The sequence below is a fragment of the Fundidesulfovibrio agrisoli genome, from assembly GCF_022808715.1.
GTDB lineage: Bacteria > Desulfobacterota > Desulfovibrionia > Desulfovibrionales > Desulfovibrionaceae > Fundidesulfovibrio > Fundidesulfovibrio agrisoli.
On sequence record NZ_JAKZKX010000007.1, the window covers coordinates 159,622 to 178,297 of the forward strand.

An 18,676-nucleotide genomic window follows, 5' to 3' on the forward strand; every position below is an offset into this window, starting at 1 on the left:
CGCACGTAGACGCACACAACCATTACAAATGTCCGCCGTTGCAACCAACTGCCAATTCAAATCCAAGGAGTACCCCATGCCGCCGAAGCGCCTCCTCCCCGCACTGCTCGCAATCTCCCTTCTGGCGCTCTCCGGCTGCGGCCCGCATATAGACTACGCGAAGTTCGACCCGCGCTGCAAAGACTGGAACGGCGCCAACAGCCACGGCCGCTATGACGCCAACTTCGCCGCCACGGACCCCGACGTGGAAACCTATTACGAGTACTTCGCCTGCCTCTACAGCACATCCTCCAAAATCGCCTCGGAGCTGAAGTTCGCCTACTTCGCCAAGCACGCCGACGAATTCCTGGCCATCGCCCCGGCCAAGCTTGCCCGCACGCGCAGCGACGTGGAGACCCTGGCCCTCTCGCAGATCCTGGCCTTCATCCAGCTCAGCCGCTCGGCCCAGGTGGCCTCGAACAAGGAGGTCATGCAGGCATGGGGCAAAGCTCTCGACAGTATCAAGAGTTACCACTTTCAAAGGCTGGCCTACAAAGCGTACTTCCAGGTGCGCTGAGGCTCCCCACCCGCCCAGGCCGCAAAGCGATCCAGGCAGCCCCCTCCCCACGCCCGTCTCAGTATCCATACGGCGGCGCAGGGCTTCACCGGAACCGCCCTCCCTGCCTCTTACATGCCCGGCCCCTTCCGGGTATGTTCGCCGCCGGAGGTACCCATGCCCGACCTGAACCAGGCCCTGGCCGTAGCCCTGGAGGCCGCCTCGGCCGCCGCCGCGATCATCCGCGAGGCCATGCCCCACGCCGCTCCCGACGCCTGCACGCACAAAAGCCCCGGCGACGTGGGCACGGCCACCGACGCCCAGGCTGAGCAGGCCATCCGCCGCGTTCTGCTGAAAGCCTACCCGGGCCACGCCGTGCTGGGAGAGGAGGGCGGCCAGACCGGGAACGCCCCCTGCCGCTGGATCGTGGACCCGCTGGACGGCACCATGAACTTCGTGCACGGGCTGCCCTGGTTCGCGGTCTCCCTGGCCCTGGAGGTTGAGGGCGAGGTGCGCGTGGCCGTGGTGAGCGACCCCACGCGCGGCGACGTCTACTCGGCGGCCAAAGGTGGCGGCGCGTTTTTGAACGGAAACCCGCTGCGCGTCTCCCAGGCGGCCGCGCCCCTTGAAGCCCTGGTGGGCACCGTTGTGCCCCCGCCGCGCTGGCCGCACCTGGACGATTACCTGCGCCGCTTCTGCGCCTTGGCCCGCAACGTGGGCGGGGTGCGCCGCAGCGGGTCCGCCGCGCTGGATCTGGCCGCAGTGGCCTCGGGCCGCCTGGACGGTTTCTTCGTGATGAACCTGCACCTCTGGGACGTGGCCGCCGGATGCCTGCTCGTGCGCGAGGCGGGCGGCCGCGTGGAGCCCCTGCCCGGGACGGACGGCGAAGCGCGGATCGTGGCCGCCGCGCCCGGCGTCATGGACACTCTCCTGCGCATCCTGGCCTGACAAGGGTACTCCGCCCCCGGTTCGTGCCGTCATTGACTTTTGTCTGCTACTATCGTATGAATAATTGAGCAGTTGGAGCAATTTTCAGCTGTCCGCTCCGCTTCCGACCCCTTCCTTTGCAGTTCGTTACGCCTCCTAATTCGTTCTGACTTAGTCTCAATGTGTGGCATTCGCCACAGATGTGTGGCGCCACAACCGCCACACCGCCACACAATTTGTTGCCTTGCCTCAAACTCGCAATGCCCGGAAATTTCTTCAAAACGCTGTTTTTACTTAACTATCGAAAGAAATCCGCCTCTCGACCATCCTGGCATGGTTATTGCCCATAGGCCTAAGTTGAGAAGTGTGCTACACTTCAACCAGACTCATCATCTTTAACCCGGCCACCCTCCCAGGCCGTGCATTACAAGGAGGCAAACGGGACGCCAGCACCGTTATACCCCGGAGCCGCACCGGACCAAGGCGGCAAGGTCCGCATAGAGTGTTTCAACCATCGTAGCGCGATCGAGAGGAGGATAGGAGCAATGGCAGGCAAGAAGATATACAAAACGTTGTACTTCTGGGTCTTGTTCGGCATCGCCTTGGGTGTCGTTATCGGTCTCATCCCCGAGACCAAGGCATTCGCCAGCAAGCTTGAACCCCTGGCCAAGACCTTCATCAAGATGGTCAAGATGGTCATCGCCCCCATCATCTTCTGCACGGTCGTCACCGGCATCGCCAAGATGGGCGACATGGGCAAGGTCGGCCGCGTGGGCCTCAAGGCCATGATCTACTTCTGGACCATGACCCTCTTCGCCCTGGCCATCGGCCTGTGCGTGGTCAACATCACCAAGCCCGGCGTGGGCATGGACGAATACGCCCACAAGATGCAGGCCGACGCCGCGGGCATGAAGAAGGTTGAAGCCTACGCGGGCGAGACCAAGAAACTGACCACTGTCGAATTCCTCACCAATATCGTGCCTGATTCCGTTGTCGGCGCCTTCTCCAAGGGCGACATCCTGCAGGTGCTCTTCTTCTCCATCCTCTTCGGAACCGGCCTCTCCGCCCTGGGCGACCGCGCAAGAAACGTCGCGCAATTCATAGACGAGTTCGCGAAAGGCATGTTCAAGGTCGTCCATTACGTCATGTACTTCGCGCCCTTCGGCGCCTTCGGCGCCATGGCCGTGGTGGTCTCCACCCAGGGGGTGGACGCCTTGCTGGCCCTGGGCAGGCTGATGATAGACGTTTACGCCACCTGCCTGCTGTTCATCTTCGTGGTGCTCTGGGCCGTCTGCAAGATCTCCGGCTTCTCGCTCTGGAAGTACCTCAAGTACATCTCCGAAGAGATTCTGCTGGTGCTCGGCACGTCCTCCTCCGAGGCGGCCCTGCCCCGCATGATGGCCAAGATGGAGAACGCCGGCGCGGACCAGTCCGTGGTGGGCCTGTGCCTGCCCATGGGCTACTCCTTCAACCTGGACGGCACCTGCATCTACCTGACCATGGCGACCGTATTCCTGGCCCAGGCCACCAACACGCCCCTGACCCTGCCCGACCAGCTCTACATCCTGTTCGTGCTCCTGCTGACCTCCAAGGGCGCGGCCGCGGTCACCGGCGGCGGCTTCATCACCCTGGCGGCCACGCTGGGCGCGGTGGGCAACATCCCCCTGGCCTCGCTGACCCTGCTCCTGGGCGTCGACCGCTTCATGTCCGAAGCCCGCGCCATCACCAACCTGATCGGCAACGGCATCGCCACCATCGTGGTCGCCGGCTGGGAAGGCGCTCTGGACAGGCCCAAGCTCGCACGCGTGCTCGACGGCAACGTCCTGGACGAGATGGCCGACGATCCCGAAGATGCGCTGATCGCCGCCCATTCCAACAACAAGAGAACCGAAAAAGCCTAACGACTAGAAAAGCGGAGAAAGTAAATGTCCATACCGTCCATTGCAACCCACAAGCCCGTGGTCAGCTGCAAGTGCGCCGCGTATCTGGACTGGCTCCAGATGCTCTCCGGTGCCTGCCTGATCCTGTTCATGTGGGCGCACCTGTGTCTGGTTTCCAGCGTGATCATCGGCCCCGGCGTGATGAACGCCATCGCGGAGTTCTTCGAGGTGACCAAGATGGTGCACTTCGGCGGCCCCGTGATCTTCATGGTCTTCCTGCTGCACTTCGTGCTGGCGGCCCGCAAGATCCCCTTCGCCTCCAAGCAGCAGGGGGTCATGCTGGCCAACGCCAAGCGCATGCACCACACCGACACCTGGCTGTGGGTCGTCCAGGCCGTCACCGCCATGATCATCCTGATCATGGGCGCGGCCCACATGTGGGTGGTGCTCTCCGACCTGCCCATCACCGCCCAGAAGAGCGCCGCGCGCATTCAGAACGGGCTGTGGATGCTCTTCTACCTGGTGCTGCTGCCCATGGTGGAGCTGCACGTGGGCATCGGGTTCTACCGCATCATGATCAAGTGGGGCATCATCGACAGCAAGGGCAGGTTCGGCTTCAAGAAGAAGGAGAACATGCTCACCGCCATCATGATCGGCATCGGCGTGATCACCTTGCTGCGCTTCTGGTTCCTCGCCATCAAATAAGGATAACGCCATGCAAATCATACAAACCGACCTGTTGTGCATCGGCGCCGGCCTCGCCGGCGAGCGGGTGGCCATCGAGGCCGCCGAGAACGGCTTCTCCGTCATCTGCCTCTCCCTGGTTCCGGCCAGGCGGTCCCACTCCTCGGCGGCCCAGGGCGGCATGCAGGCGGCGCTGGGCAACTCCGCCATGGGCGAGGGCGACAGCCCGGACGTGCACTTCGCCGACACGGTGAAGGGCTCCGACTGGGGCGCCGACCAGGAATGCGCGCGCATCTTCGTGGACACCGCGCCCATCGCCATGCGCCAGATGGCCTTCTGGGGCGTGCCCTGGAACCGCGTGGTCCCGGGCGAGCAGACCTACTACAAGGGAGGCAAGCCGTTCACCGCCTATGAGAAGCCCGAGAACGAGGGCCTGATCCACTCGCGCAGCTTCGGCGGCACCGCCAAGTGGCGCACCTGCTACACCTCCGACGGCACCGGCCACGCCGTGCTCTACACCCTGGACAACCGCGCCGCGCAGATGGGCGTCCAGGTGCACGACAAGACCGAGGCCATCGCCCTGATCCACGACGGCGAGACCTGCATGGGCGCCATCGTGCGCGACCTCAAGACCGGCGAGCTGCGGGCCTACCTCTCCCGCGCGACCCTGATCGCCACGGGCGGCTACGGGCGCATCTACCGCGAGTCCACCAACGCGGTCATCTGCGACGGCGGCGGCATGATCGCCGCCCTGGATACCGGCGTGGTGCCCTTCGGCAACCCCGAAGCCATCCAGTTCCACCCCACGGGCATCGTGCCCACCGACATCCTGGTGACCGAAGGCTGCCGCGGCGACGGCGGCACCCTGCTGGACGTCAACCAGTACCGCTTCATGCCGGACTACGAGCCCGAAAAGGCCGAGCTGGCCTCCCGCGACGTGGTCTCGCGCCGCATGACCGAGCACATGCGCAAGGGCCTGGGCGTCAAGAGCCCCTACGGCGACCACCTCTGGCTGGACATCCGCCACCTGGGCGAGAAGCACATCACCACCAAGCTGCGCGAAGTGCAGGAGATCTGCGAGTCCTTCCTGGGCGTGGACCCCGTGCACCAGCTCATCCCGGTGCGGCCCACGCAGCACTACTCCATGGGCGGCGTGCGCACCAACAAGGACGGCGCGGCCTACGGGCTCAAGGGCCTGTTCTCGGCCGGCGAAGCCGCCTGCTGGGACATGCACGGCTTCAACCGCCTGGGCGGCAACTCCCTGGCGGAGACCATCGTGGCCGGCATGTGGGTGGGCGGCAAGGTCGTCGAGTTCCTCGCCGGAAACGACACCACCTTCAACACCGCCGCCGTCCGCGAGGCCTACGAGAAGCAGGCCGCGCGCATCAATGCCCTGATCAAGGGAAGCAACGGCAACGAGAACGTCTACGCCGTGCGCAACGCCATGTTCGACACCATCATGAAGGGTGCGGGCATCTTCCGTAACGGCACGGACCTCACCGAGAGCGTCACCAAACTCCAGGAGATCCTGCAGCGCGCCCGCAAGGTGGGCCTGCGCTCCAACGGACTGGGCGCCAACGCCGAGCTGGGCCTGGCCCTCAAGATCGAGGGCATGGTCAAGCTGGCCCAGTGCGTGTGCTACGCAGCGCTGCAGCGCACCGAATCCCGCGGGGCGCACACCCGCGAGGACTTCCCCGAGCGCAACGACCGCGACTGGCTCAACCGCACCCTGGCCACCTGGGTGAATGCGTCCGACGATCTGCCGACCCTCAATTACGAACCGGCCACCACGGTCTTCGAAATTCCGCCCGGCGAACGCGGCTACGGCGGCGGCAAGATCATCCCCATGGACAATCCCCCCCAGGCCACCCCTGCGGGCAAGAAGGCCTAAGGCAGCGAGGAGATAACAATGGCCAGAATGCTCAAGTTCAACATCTTCCGCTATAACCCGCAGGACCCCACGTCGGTCCCGCACATGCAGTCGTTCACCATAGACGAAACGGAGTCCATGACCCTGTTCATCGTGCTGAACCGCCTGCGCGAAGAGCAGGATCCTTCCCTGCAGTTCGACTTCTGTTGCCGCGCCGGCATCTGCGGCGCCTGCGGCATGGTGGTCAACGGCCGTCCCGGCCTTGCCTGCCACACCAAGACCAAGGACCTGCCCGAGGAAGTCACCCTGATGCCCCTGCCGGTGTTCAAGCTGGTGGGCGACCTCTCGGTGGATACCGGCACCTGGTTCCGGGGCATGTACCAGCGCGTCAAGTCCTGGTGCGAGACCAAGAAGGTCTTCGACCCCAGCGCCCCTGAAGAGCGCATGGACAACGCCCTGGCCGAGAAGATCTACGAGCTGGACCGCTGCATCGAATGCGGCTGCTGCGTGGCGGCCTGCGGCACGGCGCTCATGCGCGAGGACTTCCTCGGCGCCACGGCGCTCAACCGCGTGGCCCGCTTCATGCTCGACCCGCGCGACGAGCGCACCGAGCAGGAGTACTTCGACATCGTCGGCACCGACGAAGGCATCTTCGGCTGCATGGGCCTGCTGGCCTGCGAAGACGTCTGCCCCAAGTACCTGCCCCTGCAGGACGTGCTGGGCCGCCTGCGCCAGCGCATGGCCTTCGCCGCGGTGAACAACATCCTGCCCAGCTTCCTCAGGAAGGAAGTGAAGCTGTAGCGGCGTGGGGCGGTGGCGGCTCCATCCCCGCCGCCGCCCGCAAGCGGACACCATCCGGGGCAACGGGGGAGGCGTTCTCCCCCCTGCGGGAACCTGACCGCAGGCCCCCTCAAGGAGACAAAATGCGTACGATCAAAGCGCAGACCATAATCGACTCGGTGGCCCAGATGTGCATCTCGGCCAACCGGGAGCTGCCGGAAGACGTCATACGGACCTTCAAGGCCCGCATGGCCGCCGAGGTCAACCCCGCGGCCAAGGAGACCTTCCGCCAGCTGCTGGAGAACTCCGACCTCTCCAAGGAGACGGGCCTCCCCCTCTGCCAGGACTGCGGCCTCGCCGTGTTCTTCGTGGAGATGGGCGAGGACGCCCGCGTCGAGGGCATGGGCATCCGCCAGGCCATCAACGAGGGAATGATAAAGGGCTACCAGGAAGGCTATCTGCGCAAGTCCTCCTGCGACGCCTTCACCCGCAAGAACACGGGCGACAACTCCCCCGCGATCATCCACTTCGACCTGGTCCCCGGCGACAAGATCAAGATCTGGATGATGGCCAAGGGCGGCGGCTCCGAGAACATGAGCCGCGTGATGATGTTCCCCCCCGCCGCGGGCTGGAAGGGCCTGCGCGAGTTCATCATCAACCGCGTGGCCGAGGCCGGCCCCAACCCCTGCCCCCCGATCCTGGTGGGCGTGGGCATCGGCGGCAACTTCGAGCTGGCGGCCATCAACTCCAAGAAGGCGCTGCTGCGCGAGGTGGACGACACCCACCCCGACCCGGAGATCGCCAAGCTGGAGGCCGAGCTGCTCGCCTCCATCAACAAGCTGGGCGTGGGCCCCATGGGCCTTGGCGGCGACACCACCTGCCTGGGCGTGAAGATCATGGTGGCCCCCTGCCACCTGGCCAGCCTGCCCCTGGCCGTGAACATCCAGTGCCACTCCGCGCGGCACAAGGAGGTCGTGCTGTAATGGCCGAATACAACCTGACCACCCCCCTGACCGACGCGGACATCGAGAAGCTGAAGAGCGGCGACGTGGTGTTCATCACCGGCACCATCTACACCGGCCGCGACGCCGCGCACAAACGCCTGGTCGACTCCCTGGACAAGGGCGAAGCCCTGCCCTTCGACCTCAAGGGCGCGCTGATCTACTACGTGGGCCCCAGCCCCGCGCCCCCAGGACGGCCCATCGGCTCGGCCGGGCCCACCACCTCCTACCGCATGGACACCTACGCCCCGCGCCTGCACGCGCTGGGCCTCAAGGGCACCATCGGCAAGGGCAAGCGCTCCCAGGAAGTCAAGGACGCCATGATCGCCAACAAGGCCGCCTACTTTGGCGCCACCGGCGGCGCGGGCGCCCTGCTCTCCCTGGCCATCAAGGGCGCCAAGGTCATCGCTTATGACGACCTGGGCCCCGAGGCCATCCGCGAACTGACCGTCGAGAAGTTCCCCCTGCTGGTCATCAACGACTGCCACGGCGGCGAACTCTACGCAAAGCCCAACCTGGAGGCCGCCCTCGCCGGGTAGCCGACACCCCCACGGGGACCGGTCCGCCTCCGCCAACCGGCGGACCGGTCTTCCCGCAAGCGCGCGAACCTCGCGCCCTTGCGGGAAGGTCCAGGCCCCATCCGGAGACCGAGGCTGGCTGGCAGGCTCTTACGCCTTCGGAACGAATCAGGACGGGACACCAGGCTTTTCCACGGCGAGCGCGGGGGACGCGTTTGGGAGGACGCCCCCCCGCACCGCCACCAGGAACCGCCCGCTCCGGGCCTCCATGGTTTCCACCCTCCGGCGGGATCGGACGCTCTCCCGATCCCCCCGGCGGGGGAGGCCGGACGCCGGGCAGGTTCCTCAACCCTGCGCCACTTCACTTTCCCGAAGTATTGCGGCAGGAAAGCAGCGCCGGTTTTTTCCCGGCGGCCCCAGAGAAGAGACCGCCCAAGGAGTTGCGCCATGCCTTCTAAAATCGTCAGGAAAAGAAGCCTGATCCCAGGCCAGACCAGCGAACTGGTCCTCGATGCGCCGCAGATCGCGGCCAAAGCCAAACCCGGAAATTTCGTGATTCTGCGCGTCTGCGAGAACGGCGAGCGCATCCCGCTCACCATCGCGGACACCGACAAGCAGGCCGGAACCATCACCATAGTCTACCTGGTGCTGGGCAAGACCACCGCCCACCTCGAAACCCTCAAGGAGGGCGACGAGATCGTCGACCTCTGCGGCCCCCTCGGCAAGGACACCGACATCCACAAGATGTCCGGCCCGGTGATCTGCGTGGGCGGCGGCACGGGCATCGCGGCCATGCACCACATCGCCAAGGGCCACCACATGGCGGGCAACCACGTGGTCGCGGTCATCGGCGCCCGCTCCAAGGACCTGCTGCTCTTCCACGACGAACTGAGCAAGTTCGCCGACGAGGTGCTCGTCTCCACCAACGACGGCTCCTTCGGCGTGCAGGGCATGGTCACGGACCTGCTCAAGGAGCGCCTGGAGTCGGACCCCACCGTGTCCGAGGTCGTGGCTGTGGGCCCCGTGCCCATGATGGAGGCCGTGGCCCGCGTGACCAAGCCCTTCGGCGTGAAGACCACGGTGAGCCTCAACTCCATCATGGTGGACGGCATCGGCATGTGCGGCGCCTGCCGCGTCTCCGTGGGCGGCAAGACCAAGTTCGCCTGCGTTGACGGCCCCGAATTCGACGGCCAGGAGGTCGACTTCAAGGAACTGGGCAGCAGGCTTCAGGCGTTCAAGACCATGGAACAGCTTTCCTACGAGGAGTTCAAGAAAAGCCATGTGTGCACATGCTCCAACAAATAAGAAAGTAGGCAGCAAGGCCCCCCGCACCGCCATGCCGGAGCAGGATCCGCGCGTACGCGTGGGCAACTTCTCCGAGGTGACCACGGGCTACACCCCCGAGATGGCCATGGCCGAGGCCCAGCGCTGCCTGCAGTGCAAGAAGCCCCTGTGCCGCAAGGGTTGCCCCGTTGAGATCGACATCCCGGGATTCATCTCCCAGATCGTCGAGGGCGACCTGGACCAGGCCTACAAGGTCCTGCGGGACACCAACTCCCTGCCTGCGGTCTGCGGCCGGGTCTGCCCCCAGGAGACGCAGTGCGAAGGCTCGTGCATCCTGGGCAAGAAGGGCGAACCAGTGGCCATCGGCCGCCTGGAGCGCTTCGTGGCCGACACCTTCATGGCCAAGGACGCCTGCGAGGAGATCACCGGCGCCCAGGCCTGCCATCTGGAGCGCGACGACCTCAAGGTGGCCTGCATCGGCGGCGGCCCCTCCAGCCTGACTGTGGCGGGATACCTTTCCGCCCTGGGCATCAAGGTGCACGTGTTCGAGGCCCTGCACGAGGTGGGCGGGGTGCTGGTCTACGGCATCCCGGAGTTCCGCCTGCCCAAGGCCATCGTGCGCCGCGAGATCGACGCCATGCGCGCCCTGGGCGTGGAGTTCCACACCAACTGGGTGGGCGGCAAGACCGTCACCGTGGACGACCTCAAGGCCCAGGGCTTCAACGCCATCTTCATCGGCGTGGGCGCGGGCCTGCCCAAGTTCCTGCGCGTGCCCGGCGAGAACCTGATCGGCGTGTTCTCGGCCAACGAGTATCTGACCCGCGTGAACCTGGGCCGGGCCTACGAGTTCCCCAAGAGCGACACACCGGCCTACACGGGCAAGAACGTGGTGGTCTTCGGCGCGGGCAACGTGGCCATGGACGCCGCGCGCACGGCCATGCGCCTGGGCGCGGACAAGGTCTCCATCGCCTACCGCCGCACCGAGAACGAGATGCCGGCCCGCCTGGAGGAGCTGCACCACGCCAAGGACGAAGGCCTGGAGCTGCTCTGCCTGCACGCGCCCATCGAGTTCAAGGGCGACGAGAAGGGCTGGCTCAAGTCCATCGTGCTCCAGAAGATGCAGCTCGGCGAACCCGACGAGTCGGGCCGCTGCTCCCCCGTGGCCTGCGACGGCCAGTTCTGCGAGATCCCCTGCGACATGGCCGTCATCGCCGTGGGCACGGGCTCCAACCCGCTCATCGGGCAGACCACCCCGGGCCTGGAGCTCAACAAGTGGGGCTACATCGTGGTCAACGAAGAGACCGGCGAGACCTCCATCCCCAACGTGTATGCGGGCGGAGACATCGTCACCGGCGCGGCCACGGTCATCTCGGCCATGGGCGCGGGTCGCAGGGCCGCCAAGGAAATCGCCAAGAGACTTCTTGGCTAGATTGATTTGAGGGACGGCCCCTCGGAACCGCCTGGCACCGACGCACAGGCGAACGGGCGAGCGCGAATGTCGCGAAAGGCGGGTGGTCCGCCCTGGCGACTTCCGTCTGTGCCAGGCGTTTCCGGGGGGCCGTCAACACTATGTAATCCTTCGCATAGACAGCAAAGTGTCATTTTGATACACGAGTGTTATTTTGACACAAACCGTTAAAATCACGTAATTTCCCATTCCGGAGACTTGCCTAATCCTTCCGGGCGCACTAGTTTCCTCCCACGGCACCCTCCCGATCACACCTTTTACGCAAGGCGGGCTGGCTTCTATGCACGTCATCAATTTGAGCAAGACTCGCGACCAGGACTTCATCAACCGCGTGGAGCGGGAGTCCGGGCAGAACCTGAGCCTGTGCTACCAGTGCGGCAACTGCACGGCGGGCTGCCCAGTGACCTTCGTCTACGACATCCCGGTGCACCAGATCATGCGGCTGTGCCAGGCGGGCCAGAAGGAAGCCGTGCTCGGCTGCCACTCCCTCTGGCTGTGCGCCAGTTGCCAGTCCTGCACGACGCGCTGCCCCAACTCCATCGACGTTGCCCACATCATGGATACGCTGCGGCACATGGCCCGGCGCGACGGCTACGCCACCGAGTACGGGGTCAAGTCCTTCACGGACAGCTTCCTTGAATCCGTGGAGCGCCACGGCCGGGCCTTCGAACTGGGGCTCATGATGCTCTATACCATGAAGACCGGCAAATTCTGGACCGACGTGGACCTGGCCCCGGCCATGCTCACCAAGGGCAAGCTCGGGTTCAAGCCGCACCCTGTGCAGAACAAGGAAGCAATCTCCAAGATATTCAAGCGGTTCAGAGAGGAGTTCGCCCAGTGACGACCCTTCGCTACGCCTACTACCCCGGCTGCTCCGGCCTGGGTACGTCCAAGGAATACGACATGTCCACGCGGGCCGTGTGCGAGGCCCTGGGCATGGAGCTCATCGACATCCCCGACTGGAACTGCTGCGGCTCCTCCCCGGCCCACACCGTGGACGACCGCCTGGCGGGCGCGCTTTCGGCCCGCAACCTGGTCCAGGCCGGGGACATCGAGGGCGTCGACGCCATCATCACCCCCTGCCCCAGCTGCCTGGCCAACCTCAAGACTTCCCGCCACAGGCTGCAGAAGCCCGAGTTCCGCGCCGAGGTGAACAAGCTGCTGGAGCGGCCCGTGCACGGCGACATCCTGCCGGTGAAGTCCGTGCTGCAGGTCATCGTGGAGGACGTGGGCATGGAGGAGCTGCGCTACCGCGTACGCAACCCCCTCAAGGACATGTCCATCGCCCCCTACTACGGCTGCATCATGAACCGCCCCCCCAAGATCATGGAGTTCGACAGCCAGGAGAACCCCATGGCCCTGGACAACATCCTGGAGGCCCTGGGCGCCACGGTGGCTCCCTTCAACCTCAAGGTGGAGTGCTGCGGGGCGTCCTTCGGCGTGGCCCGGCGCGACATCGTGGAGCGGCTCTCGGGCAAGCTCCTGAACCTGGCGGCCGAGAACAAGGCCCAGGCCATGGTCACGGCCTGCCCGCTGTGCCAGATGAATCTGGACGCCCGCCAGAACCAGATCAACGTCGCCAACAGCACCAACCACGTCATGCCGATATTCTACTTCACGCAGCTCATTGGGCTGGCGCTGGGCTTCTCGCAGAGCCAGATGGGGTTGGAAAAACTCGTCGTGAGCCCCCGGGAGCTTCTCGCCGGCGCAGCCGGATGATCCGGGCGAGGCATACAAACGTCTCCAGGAGAAGTGCAAGGCCATGAAAATCGGAGTCTTCATCTGCCACTGCGGTTCCAACATCGCCGGTACCGTTGACGTGGCCAAAGTGGCCGAAATGGCCAAGTCCCTGCCCGAAGTGGCCTTCGCTTCGGACACCATGTACGCCTGTTCCGAACCCGGCCAGGAAGGCATCATCAACGCCATCAAGGAGAAAGGCCTCGACGGCGCGGTGGTCGCCTCCTGCACCCCGCGCATGCACGGCCCCACCTTCATGCGCACGGTGGCGCGGGCGGGCCTGAACCCCTACATGTTCGAGATGGCCAACATCCGCGAGCATGTCTCCTGGATCGGCAAGGACAAGGAGGCCAACACCGCCAAGGCGCTCGACCTCGTGCGCATGGCCGTTGCCAAGTTGGCCCGCAACAAGCCGCTCTTCGCCAAGAGCTTCGCCATCAACAAGCGCGTGCTGGTGCTCGGCGGCGGCGTGGCGGGCATCCAGGCCGCGCTGGACTGCGCGGACGGCGGCCTCGAGGTGGTGCTGGTCGAAAAGACCACCACCATCGGCGGCAAGATGGCCAAGCTGGACAAGACCTTCCCCACCGTGGACTGCTCCTGCTGCATCCTCGGCCCCAAGATGGTGGACGTGGCCCAGCACCCCAACATCACGCTCTACGCCAGCGCCGAAGTGGACGAGATAAACGGCTACGTGGGCAACTTCCAGGTCAAGGTGCGCAAGAAACCCACTTATGTCGACTGGAAGCTCTGCACCGGCTGCGGGGCCTGCCTCGAGAAGTGCCCCAGCAAGAAGAGCCCGGACCTCTTCAACGAGTTCGTGGGCACCACCACGGCCATCAACATCCCGTTCCCGCAGGCCATCCCCAAGAAGGCCTCCATCGACGCGGGCTCCTGCATCAAGTTCAAGACCGGCAAGTGCGGCGTCTGCGCCAAGGTCTGCCCGGTCAAGGCCATCAATTACGAGATGGAGCCGGAGATCGTCACCGAGGAAGTGGGCGCGGTCATCGCGGCCACCGGCTACGACCTCATGGACTGGACCGTGTACGAGCAGTACGGCGGCGGCCGCTACAAGGACGTCATCACCAGCTTGCAGTACGAGCGGCTGCTCTCGGCCTCCGGCCCCACGGGCGGGCACATCAAGCGCCCCTCCGACGGCAAGGAGCCCAAGACCGTGGTATTCATCCAGTGCGTGGGCTCGCGCGACAAGTCGGTCGGGCGGCCCTACTGCTCGGGCTTCTGCTGCATGTACACGGCCAAGCAGGCCATCCTGACCAAGGACCACATCCCGGACAGCGAATCTTACGTATTCTACATGGATATCCGCGCCCCGGGCAAGATGTACGACGAGTTCACCCGCCGGGCCATGGAAGAGTACGGGGCCAAGTACGTGCGCGGCCGAGTCTCCATGGTCTACCCCAGCGGGGGGCGCTACGTGGTGCGCGGCGTGGACACCCTGGCCGGCACGCAGGTGGAGGTCGAGGCGGACCTGGTGGTCCTGGCGGTGGGCGCGGAAGGCGCGGCCGGCGCGGCGCACCTGGCCGAGAAGCTGCGCATCTCCTACGACTCCTACGGGTTCTACATGGAGAGCCACCCCAAGCTCAAACCCGTGGAGACCAACACGGCGGGCGTCTACGTGGCGGGCTGCGTCCAGGGCCCCAAGGACATCCCCACCTCCGTGGCCCAGGGCAGCGCGGCCGCCGCCAAGGTGCTGGCGCTGTTCTCCAAGGATCAGCTGCAGAGCGACCCGCAGGTCTCCTCCGTGGACCTCAAGCGCTGCGTGGGCTGCATGAAGTGCGCGATGACCTGCCCCTTCGGCGCCATCAAGGAGCAGGAGGTGCGCGGCGAGATCAAGGCCCAGGTGATCGAAACCATGTGCCAGGGCTGCGGCCTGTGCACGGCCACCTGCCCGCAGGGGGCCATCCAGCTGCAGCACTTCACGGACAACCAGATTCTGGCCGAGATCAATACCCTGCTCGAGAGTGAACTTGAGGAGACCCAGGGATGAGCAAGGAACTCCGCATCATAGGCTTTCTGTGCAACTGGTGCTCCTACGGCGGCGCCGACACCGCCGGCGTGGGCCGCTTCACCCAGCCCACGGACCTGCGCATCGTGCGCCTGCCGTGCTCGGGGCGCATCGACCCGCTGTTCGTGCTCAAGACCCTGACCGGCGGCGCGGACGGGGTGCTGGTCTCGGGCTGCCACCCGCGCGACTGCCACTACTCCGAGGGCAACTTCTACGCCCGGCGCAGGCTGGAGATGGTCAAGCGCTTCCTGCCCGTCATCGGCATCGACCCGGGCCGTTTCGAGTACACCTGGGTCTCCGCCTCGGAAGGCCAGCGTTGGCAGACCGTGGTCCGGGGATTCACCGAGCAGGTTCACGCGCTTGGCCCCATCCAGCGCTTCGGCAAGGACGCAGCGGCCATGGCCGCCCAACTCGCGGCCTCGCACGCTTAGGAGGTTCGACGTGCCCATTCTCGACGAACTCAAGGCCGCCATCGCAAAGCGGCTGCCCGAACTGGACGTGGTCATCGGCTGGGGCAAGGGCTTCGACGCCCTGCACCACACCCCGGTGTTCATCACCAGCGAGGCGGACCTGGACAAGCTGGTGCTCGGGCCGCTGTCGGTCCAGAACCTGGCAACCTACCTGACCCGCTACCCCAAGACCAAGAAGATCGGCGTGGTGGTCAAGGGCTGCGACAGCCGCTCCGTGGTGCAGCTGCTCCAGGAGAAGCTCATCAACCGCGAGAACGTGGTGGTCTTCGGCTTCCCCTGCGAAGGCGTGGTGGACCTGGAAAAGGTCAAACGCGCCTTCGAGGACCAGGGCATGGAGGCCGCCCGCGTGAGCGAGGCCAGCTTCCAGGGCGACCGCTGCACCCTGACCTCCGGCGGCAAGGCGGGCTCCCTGCCCATGGCCGACCTCTGGGCGGACAAGTGCAACCGCTGCCAGTACCACGACGCCGTCATCAGCGACGAATTCGTGGGCCAGCGCCTGGAGCGCAAGGCCGAGGACGCCTACGCCGACGTGGCCGCCTTCGAGGCCAAGCCCCTGGCCGAGCGCCAGGCCTTCTGGCAGGAGCAGATGAGCCGCTGCATCCGCTGCTACGCCTGCCGCAACGCCTGCCCGCTGTGCGTCTGCCGCGACCAGTGCATCGCCCAGACCCGCGAGCCCAACTGGGTCAGCCAGCGCACCGGCGTGGAAGAGAAGTTCATGTTCCAGATGATCCACGCCTCGCACCTGGCCGGGCGCTGCACCGAGTGCGGCGAATGCGAGCGCGCCTGCCCCGTGGGCATCCCGATCCTGCTGCTCAAGCGCAAGAACAACAAGGAGATCCTGGAGCTGTTCGACTACCGCGCCGGGATCGACCCCGAGGCCAAGCCGCCGCTGCTGGCGTTCAAGGTCGAGGAAGAAAAAATCAACGAGAGGGGCTGGTGATGTCCGCCAAGTACTTAGCCCAAGGCGATCTGTCAGCGTGGCTTGGCGCCCTGGCTCAGGGGCGCAGGGTGCTCGTGCCCGTGCGGGAGAACGGAGCCGTTGTCTTCAGGCCCTACGGCCCGGGAACCAAGCCCGTGCTGACCCGCCAGGCGGATTCGCCCCCCAAGGAGAGCGTGTTCCCCTCCACCGAGCGGCTCATGGAGTTCAGCTACTCCAAGGACGCGGAAAACCTGGGCAAGGTCGCCCTGGACATCAAGGAGACCGTCAACGCCCCGGCCACGGTGGTCTTCGGCGGTCGCCCCTGCGACGCCCGCGGTTTCACCGTGTTCGACCGGGTCTACGACACCAAGACCATCCGCGACCCCTACTACGCCGAGCGCCGGGCCAGCACCCTGTTTGTGACCCTGGCCTGCGACACCCCGGAGACCACCTGCTTCTGCAACTCCGTGGGCAGCTCCCCGGTGGACGCGGACGGCTCCGACGTGCTGCTCACCCCGGTGGATGGCGGCTGGCTGGTGGAGGCCGTGAGCGAACGCGGCAAGGCCCTGCTGGACGCCCCCGCCCTGAAGGACGCCACCGCCGCCGCGCAGGACCAGGCCAAGGCCGCCAAGGAGGCCGCCGAGGCCGCCATGCCCCCGGCCTGGGACGCGGCCCCCGCCGCGGCCAAGCTCCTCGAGAAGTTCGACGACATGGGCTTCTGGGACGACGTCTCCGCCAAGTGCATCAGCTGCGGGGCCTGCACCTACCTGTGCCCCACCTGCTACTGCTTCACCGTGACGGACGAGCGCTCCGGCATGAAGGGCGAGCGCATCCGCACCTGGGACACCTGCATGTCCTTCCAGTTCACGCTGGAGGCCAGCGGCCACAACCCCAGGCCCACCAAGGCCCACCGCCTGAAGAACCGCGTGGGCCACAAGTTCAGCTACTACCCCGACATCCACAAGGGGCCCATCGCCTGCTGCGGCTGCGGCCGGTGCATCAAGCTCTGCCCCGTGAGCGTGGACATCCGTGAAATCGTCCGACTGGCCATGGAACTGCCCACGGCCACCGCGGGCAAGCCGTAGGGGAGCCGCCATGACCACTATGATGAATCCCTATCTCCCCGAGATCGCCACGGTGCTGGAGGTCATCCAGGAGACCCCCAACATCAAGACCTTCCGCGTGGTCCTCAACAACAAGGACCGCATGGCCAAGTTCAAGTACGAGCCCGGCCAGGTGGGCCAGCTCTCGGTGTTCGGCGTGGGCGAAGCCACGTTCGTCATCAACTCGCCGCCGACGCGCATGGAGTACCTGCAGTTCTCCGTGATGCTGACCGGCGAGGTCACCTCCATGCTGCACACGCTCTCCCCCGGCGACCAGGTCGGCGTGCGCGCGCCGCTTGGCAACTGGTTCCCCTACGAGTCCATGAAGGGCAAGAACATCGTGTTCGTGGGCGGCGGCATCGGCATGGCCCCCCTGCGCACCCTGCTGCTGTTCATGCTGGACAACCGCAAGGACTACAAGAACATCTCCCTGCTCTACGGCGCGCGCAGCCCCGAGGACATGGCCTTCAAGTACGACCTGCCCGACTGGTCCACCCGCAAGGACATGACCACCGTGCTGACCATCGACCGCGAGGCCCCGGGCTGGGAGCACAAGGTGGGCCTGATCCCCAACGTGCTTTTGGAGATGAACCCCAGCCCCAAGAAGACCGTGGCCATCACCTGCGGCCCCCCGATCATGATCAAGTTCACCCTGCAGGCGCTCAAGAAGCTCGGCTTCGAGGACGACCAGATCGTCACCACCCTGGAAAAGCGCATGAAGTGCGGCGTGGGCATCTGCGGCCGCTGCAACATCGGCACGAAGTACGTCTGCGTGGACGGCCCGGTGTTCACCTACGCCCAGCTCAAGGAACTGCCCAACGAACTCTAGCCAACGCGGAAGGACAGGCACATGGCGACATTCTTCAAGGCGGCCGACGTGGCCAAGGCCGCGGTCGAGATCGAGAAAAAGGGCGAGGCCTTCTACCGCCACATGGCCGAACAGACCAAGGACGAGGATCTGCGGAACCTGTTCATCCACCTGGCCGGTGAGGAGCACAAGCACGAGCTGATTTTCAGCAACCTGCTCAACCGCCTGGGCTCCGTGGAGCTGCCCGCCTGGAGCACCACCGAGGAGTACGGCGAGTACATCGACGCGCTCATCAGCTCCCACACGCTGTTCGACTCCCACTCCGAGGCCCTGATGGCCGGGGCCGGGGACGCCGAATCCGGCGTGCGCGTGGCCCTCTCCTTCGAGAAGGACACCCTGCTCTTCTTTGTGGAGCTCAAGGAGCTGGTGCCCGACTCCGAAAAGGACGCCGTGCAGCGCTGCGTTGACGAGGAGCGCCTGCACATCCGCCAGTTGCGGGCCATGCTCTAGGCTCCCGCACCCAGATAGATCAGCTCTCCGGGGAGGCCACGCCTCCCCGGACTTCTCCCTTCCGCGTGATGCGCGGGTTCATCCCATTCAGATACTATGCTCCGCCGCAGGGTGTGATGCATCCCAGTTCATCCGTTTGCCGTTAATTCCTTCACATGG

18 protein-coding genes are annotated in these 18,676 nt (G+C 65.5%); all 18 read left to right on the forward strand.

What is annotated here, in order from left to right; all coding sequences use genetic code 11:
- Positions 1 to 76: 76 nt before the first annotated feature.
- Positions 77 to 556 carry a hypothetical protein gene (locus MLE27_RS07535; protein WP_243311452.1) on the forward strand — a complete coding sequence of 160 codons (480 nt, stop codon included), beginning with the start codon at positions 77 to 79 and terminating at the stop codon, positions 554 to 556.
- A gap of 156 nt (positions 557 to 712) precedes the next feature.
- Positions 713 to 1,483: an inositol monophosphatase family protein gene (locus tag MLE27_RS07540; protein ID WP_243311453.1), complete on the forward strand. Its 771-nt coding sequence runs from the start codon at positions 713 to 715 to the stop codon at positions 1,481 to 1,483.
- A gap of 524 nt (positions 1,484 to 2,007) precedes the next feature.
- Positions 2,008 to 3,363 (forward strand): C4-dicarboxylate transporter DctA, encoded by a 1,356-nt coding sequence (dctA, locus tag MLE27_RS07545; RefSeq protein ID WP_243311454.1) that lies wholly within the window; start codon positions 2,008 to 2,010, stop codon positions 3,361 to 3,363.
- A 24-nt stretch (positions 3,364 to 3,387) separates the two neighbouring features.
- Complete coding sequence (locus tag MLE27_RS07550; protein WP_243311455.1) at positions 3,388 to 4,047, forward strand: succinate dehydrogenase/fumarate reductase transmembrane subunit; 660 nt, start codon at positions 3,388 to 3,390, stop codon at positions 4,045 to 4,047.
- 10 nt (positions 4,048 to 4,057) lie between these two features.
- Positions 4,058 to 5,917, forward strand: a complete 1,860-nt coding sequence (locus MLE27_RS07555) for a fumarate reductase flavoprotein subunit (protein ID WP_243311456.1) — start codon at positions 4,058 to 4,060, stop codon at positions 5,915 to 5,917.
- A gap of 18 nt (positions 5,918 to 5,935) precedes the next feature.
- Entirely contained in the window at positions 5,936 to 6,697 is a 762-nt protein-coding gene (locus MLE27_RS07560) for a fumarate reductase iron-sulfur subunit (protein WP_243311457.1), read from the forward strand.
- A gap of 122 nt (positions 6,698 to 6,819) precedes the next feature.
- Entirely contained in the window at positions 6,820 to 7,659 is an 840-nt protein-coding gene (locus MLE27_RS07565; protein WP_243311458.1) for a fumarate hydratase, read from the forward strand.
- Positions 7,659 to 8,216, forward strand: coding sequence for a Fe-S-containing hydro-lyase (locus tag MLE27_RS07570; protein ID WP_243311459.1), 558 nt, complete (start codon positions 7,659 to 7,661; stop codon positions 8,214 to 8,216). Before MLE27_RS07565 ends, MLE27_RS07570 begins: the two co-directional genes overlap by 1 nt.
- A 426-nt stretch (positions 8,217 to 8,642) precedes the next feature.
- Complete coding sequence (locus tag MLE27_RS07575) at positions 8,643 to 9,500, forward strand: sulfide/dihydroorotate dehydrogenase-like FAD/NAD-binding protein (protein ID WP_243311460.1); 858 nt, start codon at positions 8,643 to 8,645, stop codon at positions 9,498 to 9,500.
- Positions 9,475 to 10,908: an NADPH-dependent glutamate synthase gene (gltA, locus tag MLE27_RS07580; RefSeq protein ID WP_243311461.1), complete on the forward strand. Its 1,434-nt coding sequence runs from the start codon at positions 9,475 to 9,477 to the stop codon at positions 10,906 to 10,908. The genes MLE27_RS07575 and gltA overlap by 26 nt, the downstream gene beginning before the upstream one ends.
- A 319-nt stretch (positions 10,909 to 11,227) precedes the next feature.
- Positions 11,228 to 11,788: a 4Fe-4S dicluster domain-containing protein gene (locus MLE27_RS07585; RefSeq protein WP_243311462.1), complete on the forward strand. Its 561-nt coding sequence runs from the start codon at positions 11,228 to 11,230 to the stop codon at positions 11,786 to 11,788.
- Entirely contained in the window at positions 11,785 to 12,666 is an 882-nt protein-coding gene (locus MLE27_RS07590; RefSeq protein ID WP_243311463.1) for a CoB--CoM heterodisulfide reductase iron-sulfur subunit B family protein, read from the forward strand. Before MLE27_RS07585 ends, MLE27_RS07590 begins: the two co-directional genes overlap by 4 nt.
- A gap of 43 nt (positions 12,667 to 12,709) precedes the next feature.
- Positions 12,710 to 14,689, forward strand: coding sequence for a CoB--CoM heterodisulfide reductase iron-sulfur subunit A family protein (locus tag MLE27_RS07595; protein ID WP_243311464.1), 1,980 nt, complete (start codon positions 12,710 to 12,712; stop codon positions 14,687 to 14,689).
- Positions 14,686 to 15,138 (forward strand): hydrogenase iron-sulfur subunit, encoded by a 453-nt coding sequence (locus MLE27_RS07600; RefSeq protein WP_243311465.1) that lies wholly within the window; start codon positions 14,686 to 14,688, stop codon positions 15,136 to 15,138. The genes MLE27_RS07595 and MLE27_RS07600 overlap by 4 nt, the downstream gene beginning before the upstream one ends.
- A 10-nt stretch (positions 15,139 to 15,148) precedes the next feature.
- Positions 15,149 to 16,117: a 4Fe-4S dicluster domain-containing protein gene (locus MLE27_RS07605; RefSeq protein ID WP_243311466.1), complete on the forward strand. Its 969-nt coding sequence runs from the start codon at positions 15,149 to 15,151 to the stop codon at positions 16,115 to 16,117.
- Positions 16,114 to 17,181, forward strand: coding sequence for a 4Fe-4S dicluster domain-containing protein (locus MLE27_RS07610; protein ID WP_243311467.1), 1,068 nt, complete (start codon positions 16,114 to 16,116; stop codon positions 17,179 to 17,181). The genes MLE27_RS07605 and MLE27_RS07610 overlap by 4 nt, the downstream gene beginning before the upstream one ends.
- A gap of 10 nt (positions 17,182 to 17,191) precedes the next feature.
- Complete coding sequence (locus MLE27_RS07615) at positions 17,192 to 18,028, forward strand: FAD/NAD(P)-binding protein (protein ID WP_243311468.1); 837 nt, start codon at positions 17,192 to 17,194, stop codon at positions 18,026 to 18,028.
- Positions 18,029 to 18,049: 21 nt separating this feature from the next.
- The gene (locus tag MLE27_RS07620; RefSeq protein ID WP_243311469.1) at positions 18,050 to 18,517 is read left to right on the forward strand and encodes a ferritin-like domain-containing protein; all 468 of its coding nucleotides are present in this window, start codon (positions 18,050 to 18,052) and stop codon (positions 18,515 to 18,517) included.
- The last annotated feature ends 159 nt before the right edge of the window (positions 18,518 to 18,676 follow it).

Bases quoted from the DNA above. Each gene is read 5' to 3' on its own strand.
- MLE27_RS07565 (WP_243311458.1), top strand. From the start codon at position 6,820: ATGCGTACGATCAAAGCGCAGACCATAATCGACTCGGTGGCCCAGATG.
- MLE27_RS07615 (WP_243311468.1), top strand. From the start codon at position 17,192: ATGACCACTATGATGAATCCCTATCTCCCCGAGATCGCCACGGTGCTG.
- MLE27_RS07595 (WP_243311464.1), top strand. From the start codon at position 12,710: ATGAAAATCGGAGTCTTCATCTGCCACTGCGGTTCCAACATCGCCGGT.
- MLE27_RS07540 (WP_243311453.1), top strand. From the start codon at position 713: ATGCCCGACCTGAACCAGGCCCTGGCCGTAGCCCTGGAGGCCGCCTCG.
- dctA (WP_243311454.1), top strand. From the start codon at position 2,008: ATGGCAGGCAAGAAGATATACAAAACGTTGTACTTCTGGGTCTTGTTC.
- MLE27_RS07555 (WP_243311456.1), top strand. From the start codon at position 4,058: ATGCAAATCATACAAACCGACCTGTTGTGCATCGGCGCCGGCCTCGCC.
- gltA (WP_243311461.1), top strand. From the start codon at position 9,475: ATGTGTGCACATGCTCCAACAAATAAGAAAGTAGGCAGCAAGGCCCCC.
- MLE27_RS07620 (WP_243311469.1), top strand. From the start codon at position 18,050: ATGGCGACATTCTTCAAGGCGGCCGACGTGGCCAAGGCCGCGGTCGAG.
- MLE27_RS07550 (WP_243311455.1), top strand. From the start codon at position 3,388: ATGTCCATACCGTCCATTGCAACCCACAAGCCCGTGGTCAGCTGCAAG.
- MLE27_RS07535 (WP_243311452.1), top strand. From the start codon at position 77: ATGCCGCCGAAGCGCCTCCTCCCCGCACTGCTCGCAATCTCCCTTCTG.
- MLE27_RS07585 (WP_243311462.1), top strand. From the start codon at position 11,228: ATGCACGTCATCAATTTGAGCAAGACTCGCGACCAGGACTTCATCAAC.
- MLE27_RS07560 (WP_243311457.1), top strand. From the start codon at position 5,936: ATGGCCAGAATGCTCAAGTTCAACATCTTCCGCTATAACCCGCAGGAC.
- MLE27_RS07570 (WP_243311459.1), top strand. From the start codon at position 7,659: ATGGCCGAATACAACCTGACCACCCCCCTGACCGACGCGGACATCGAG.
- MLE27_RS07575 (WP_243311460.1), top strand. From the start codon at position 8,643: ATGCCTTCTAAAATCGTCAGGAAAAGAAGCCTGATCCCAGGCCAGACC.
- MLE27_RS07600 (WP_243311465.1), top strand. From the start codon at position 14,686: ATGAGCAAGGAACTCCGCATCATAGGCTTTCTGTGCAACTGGTGCTCC.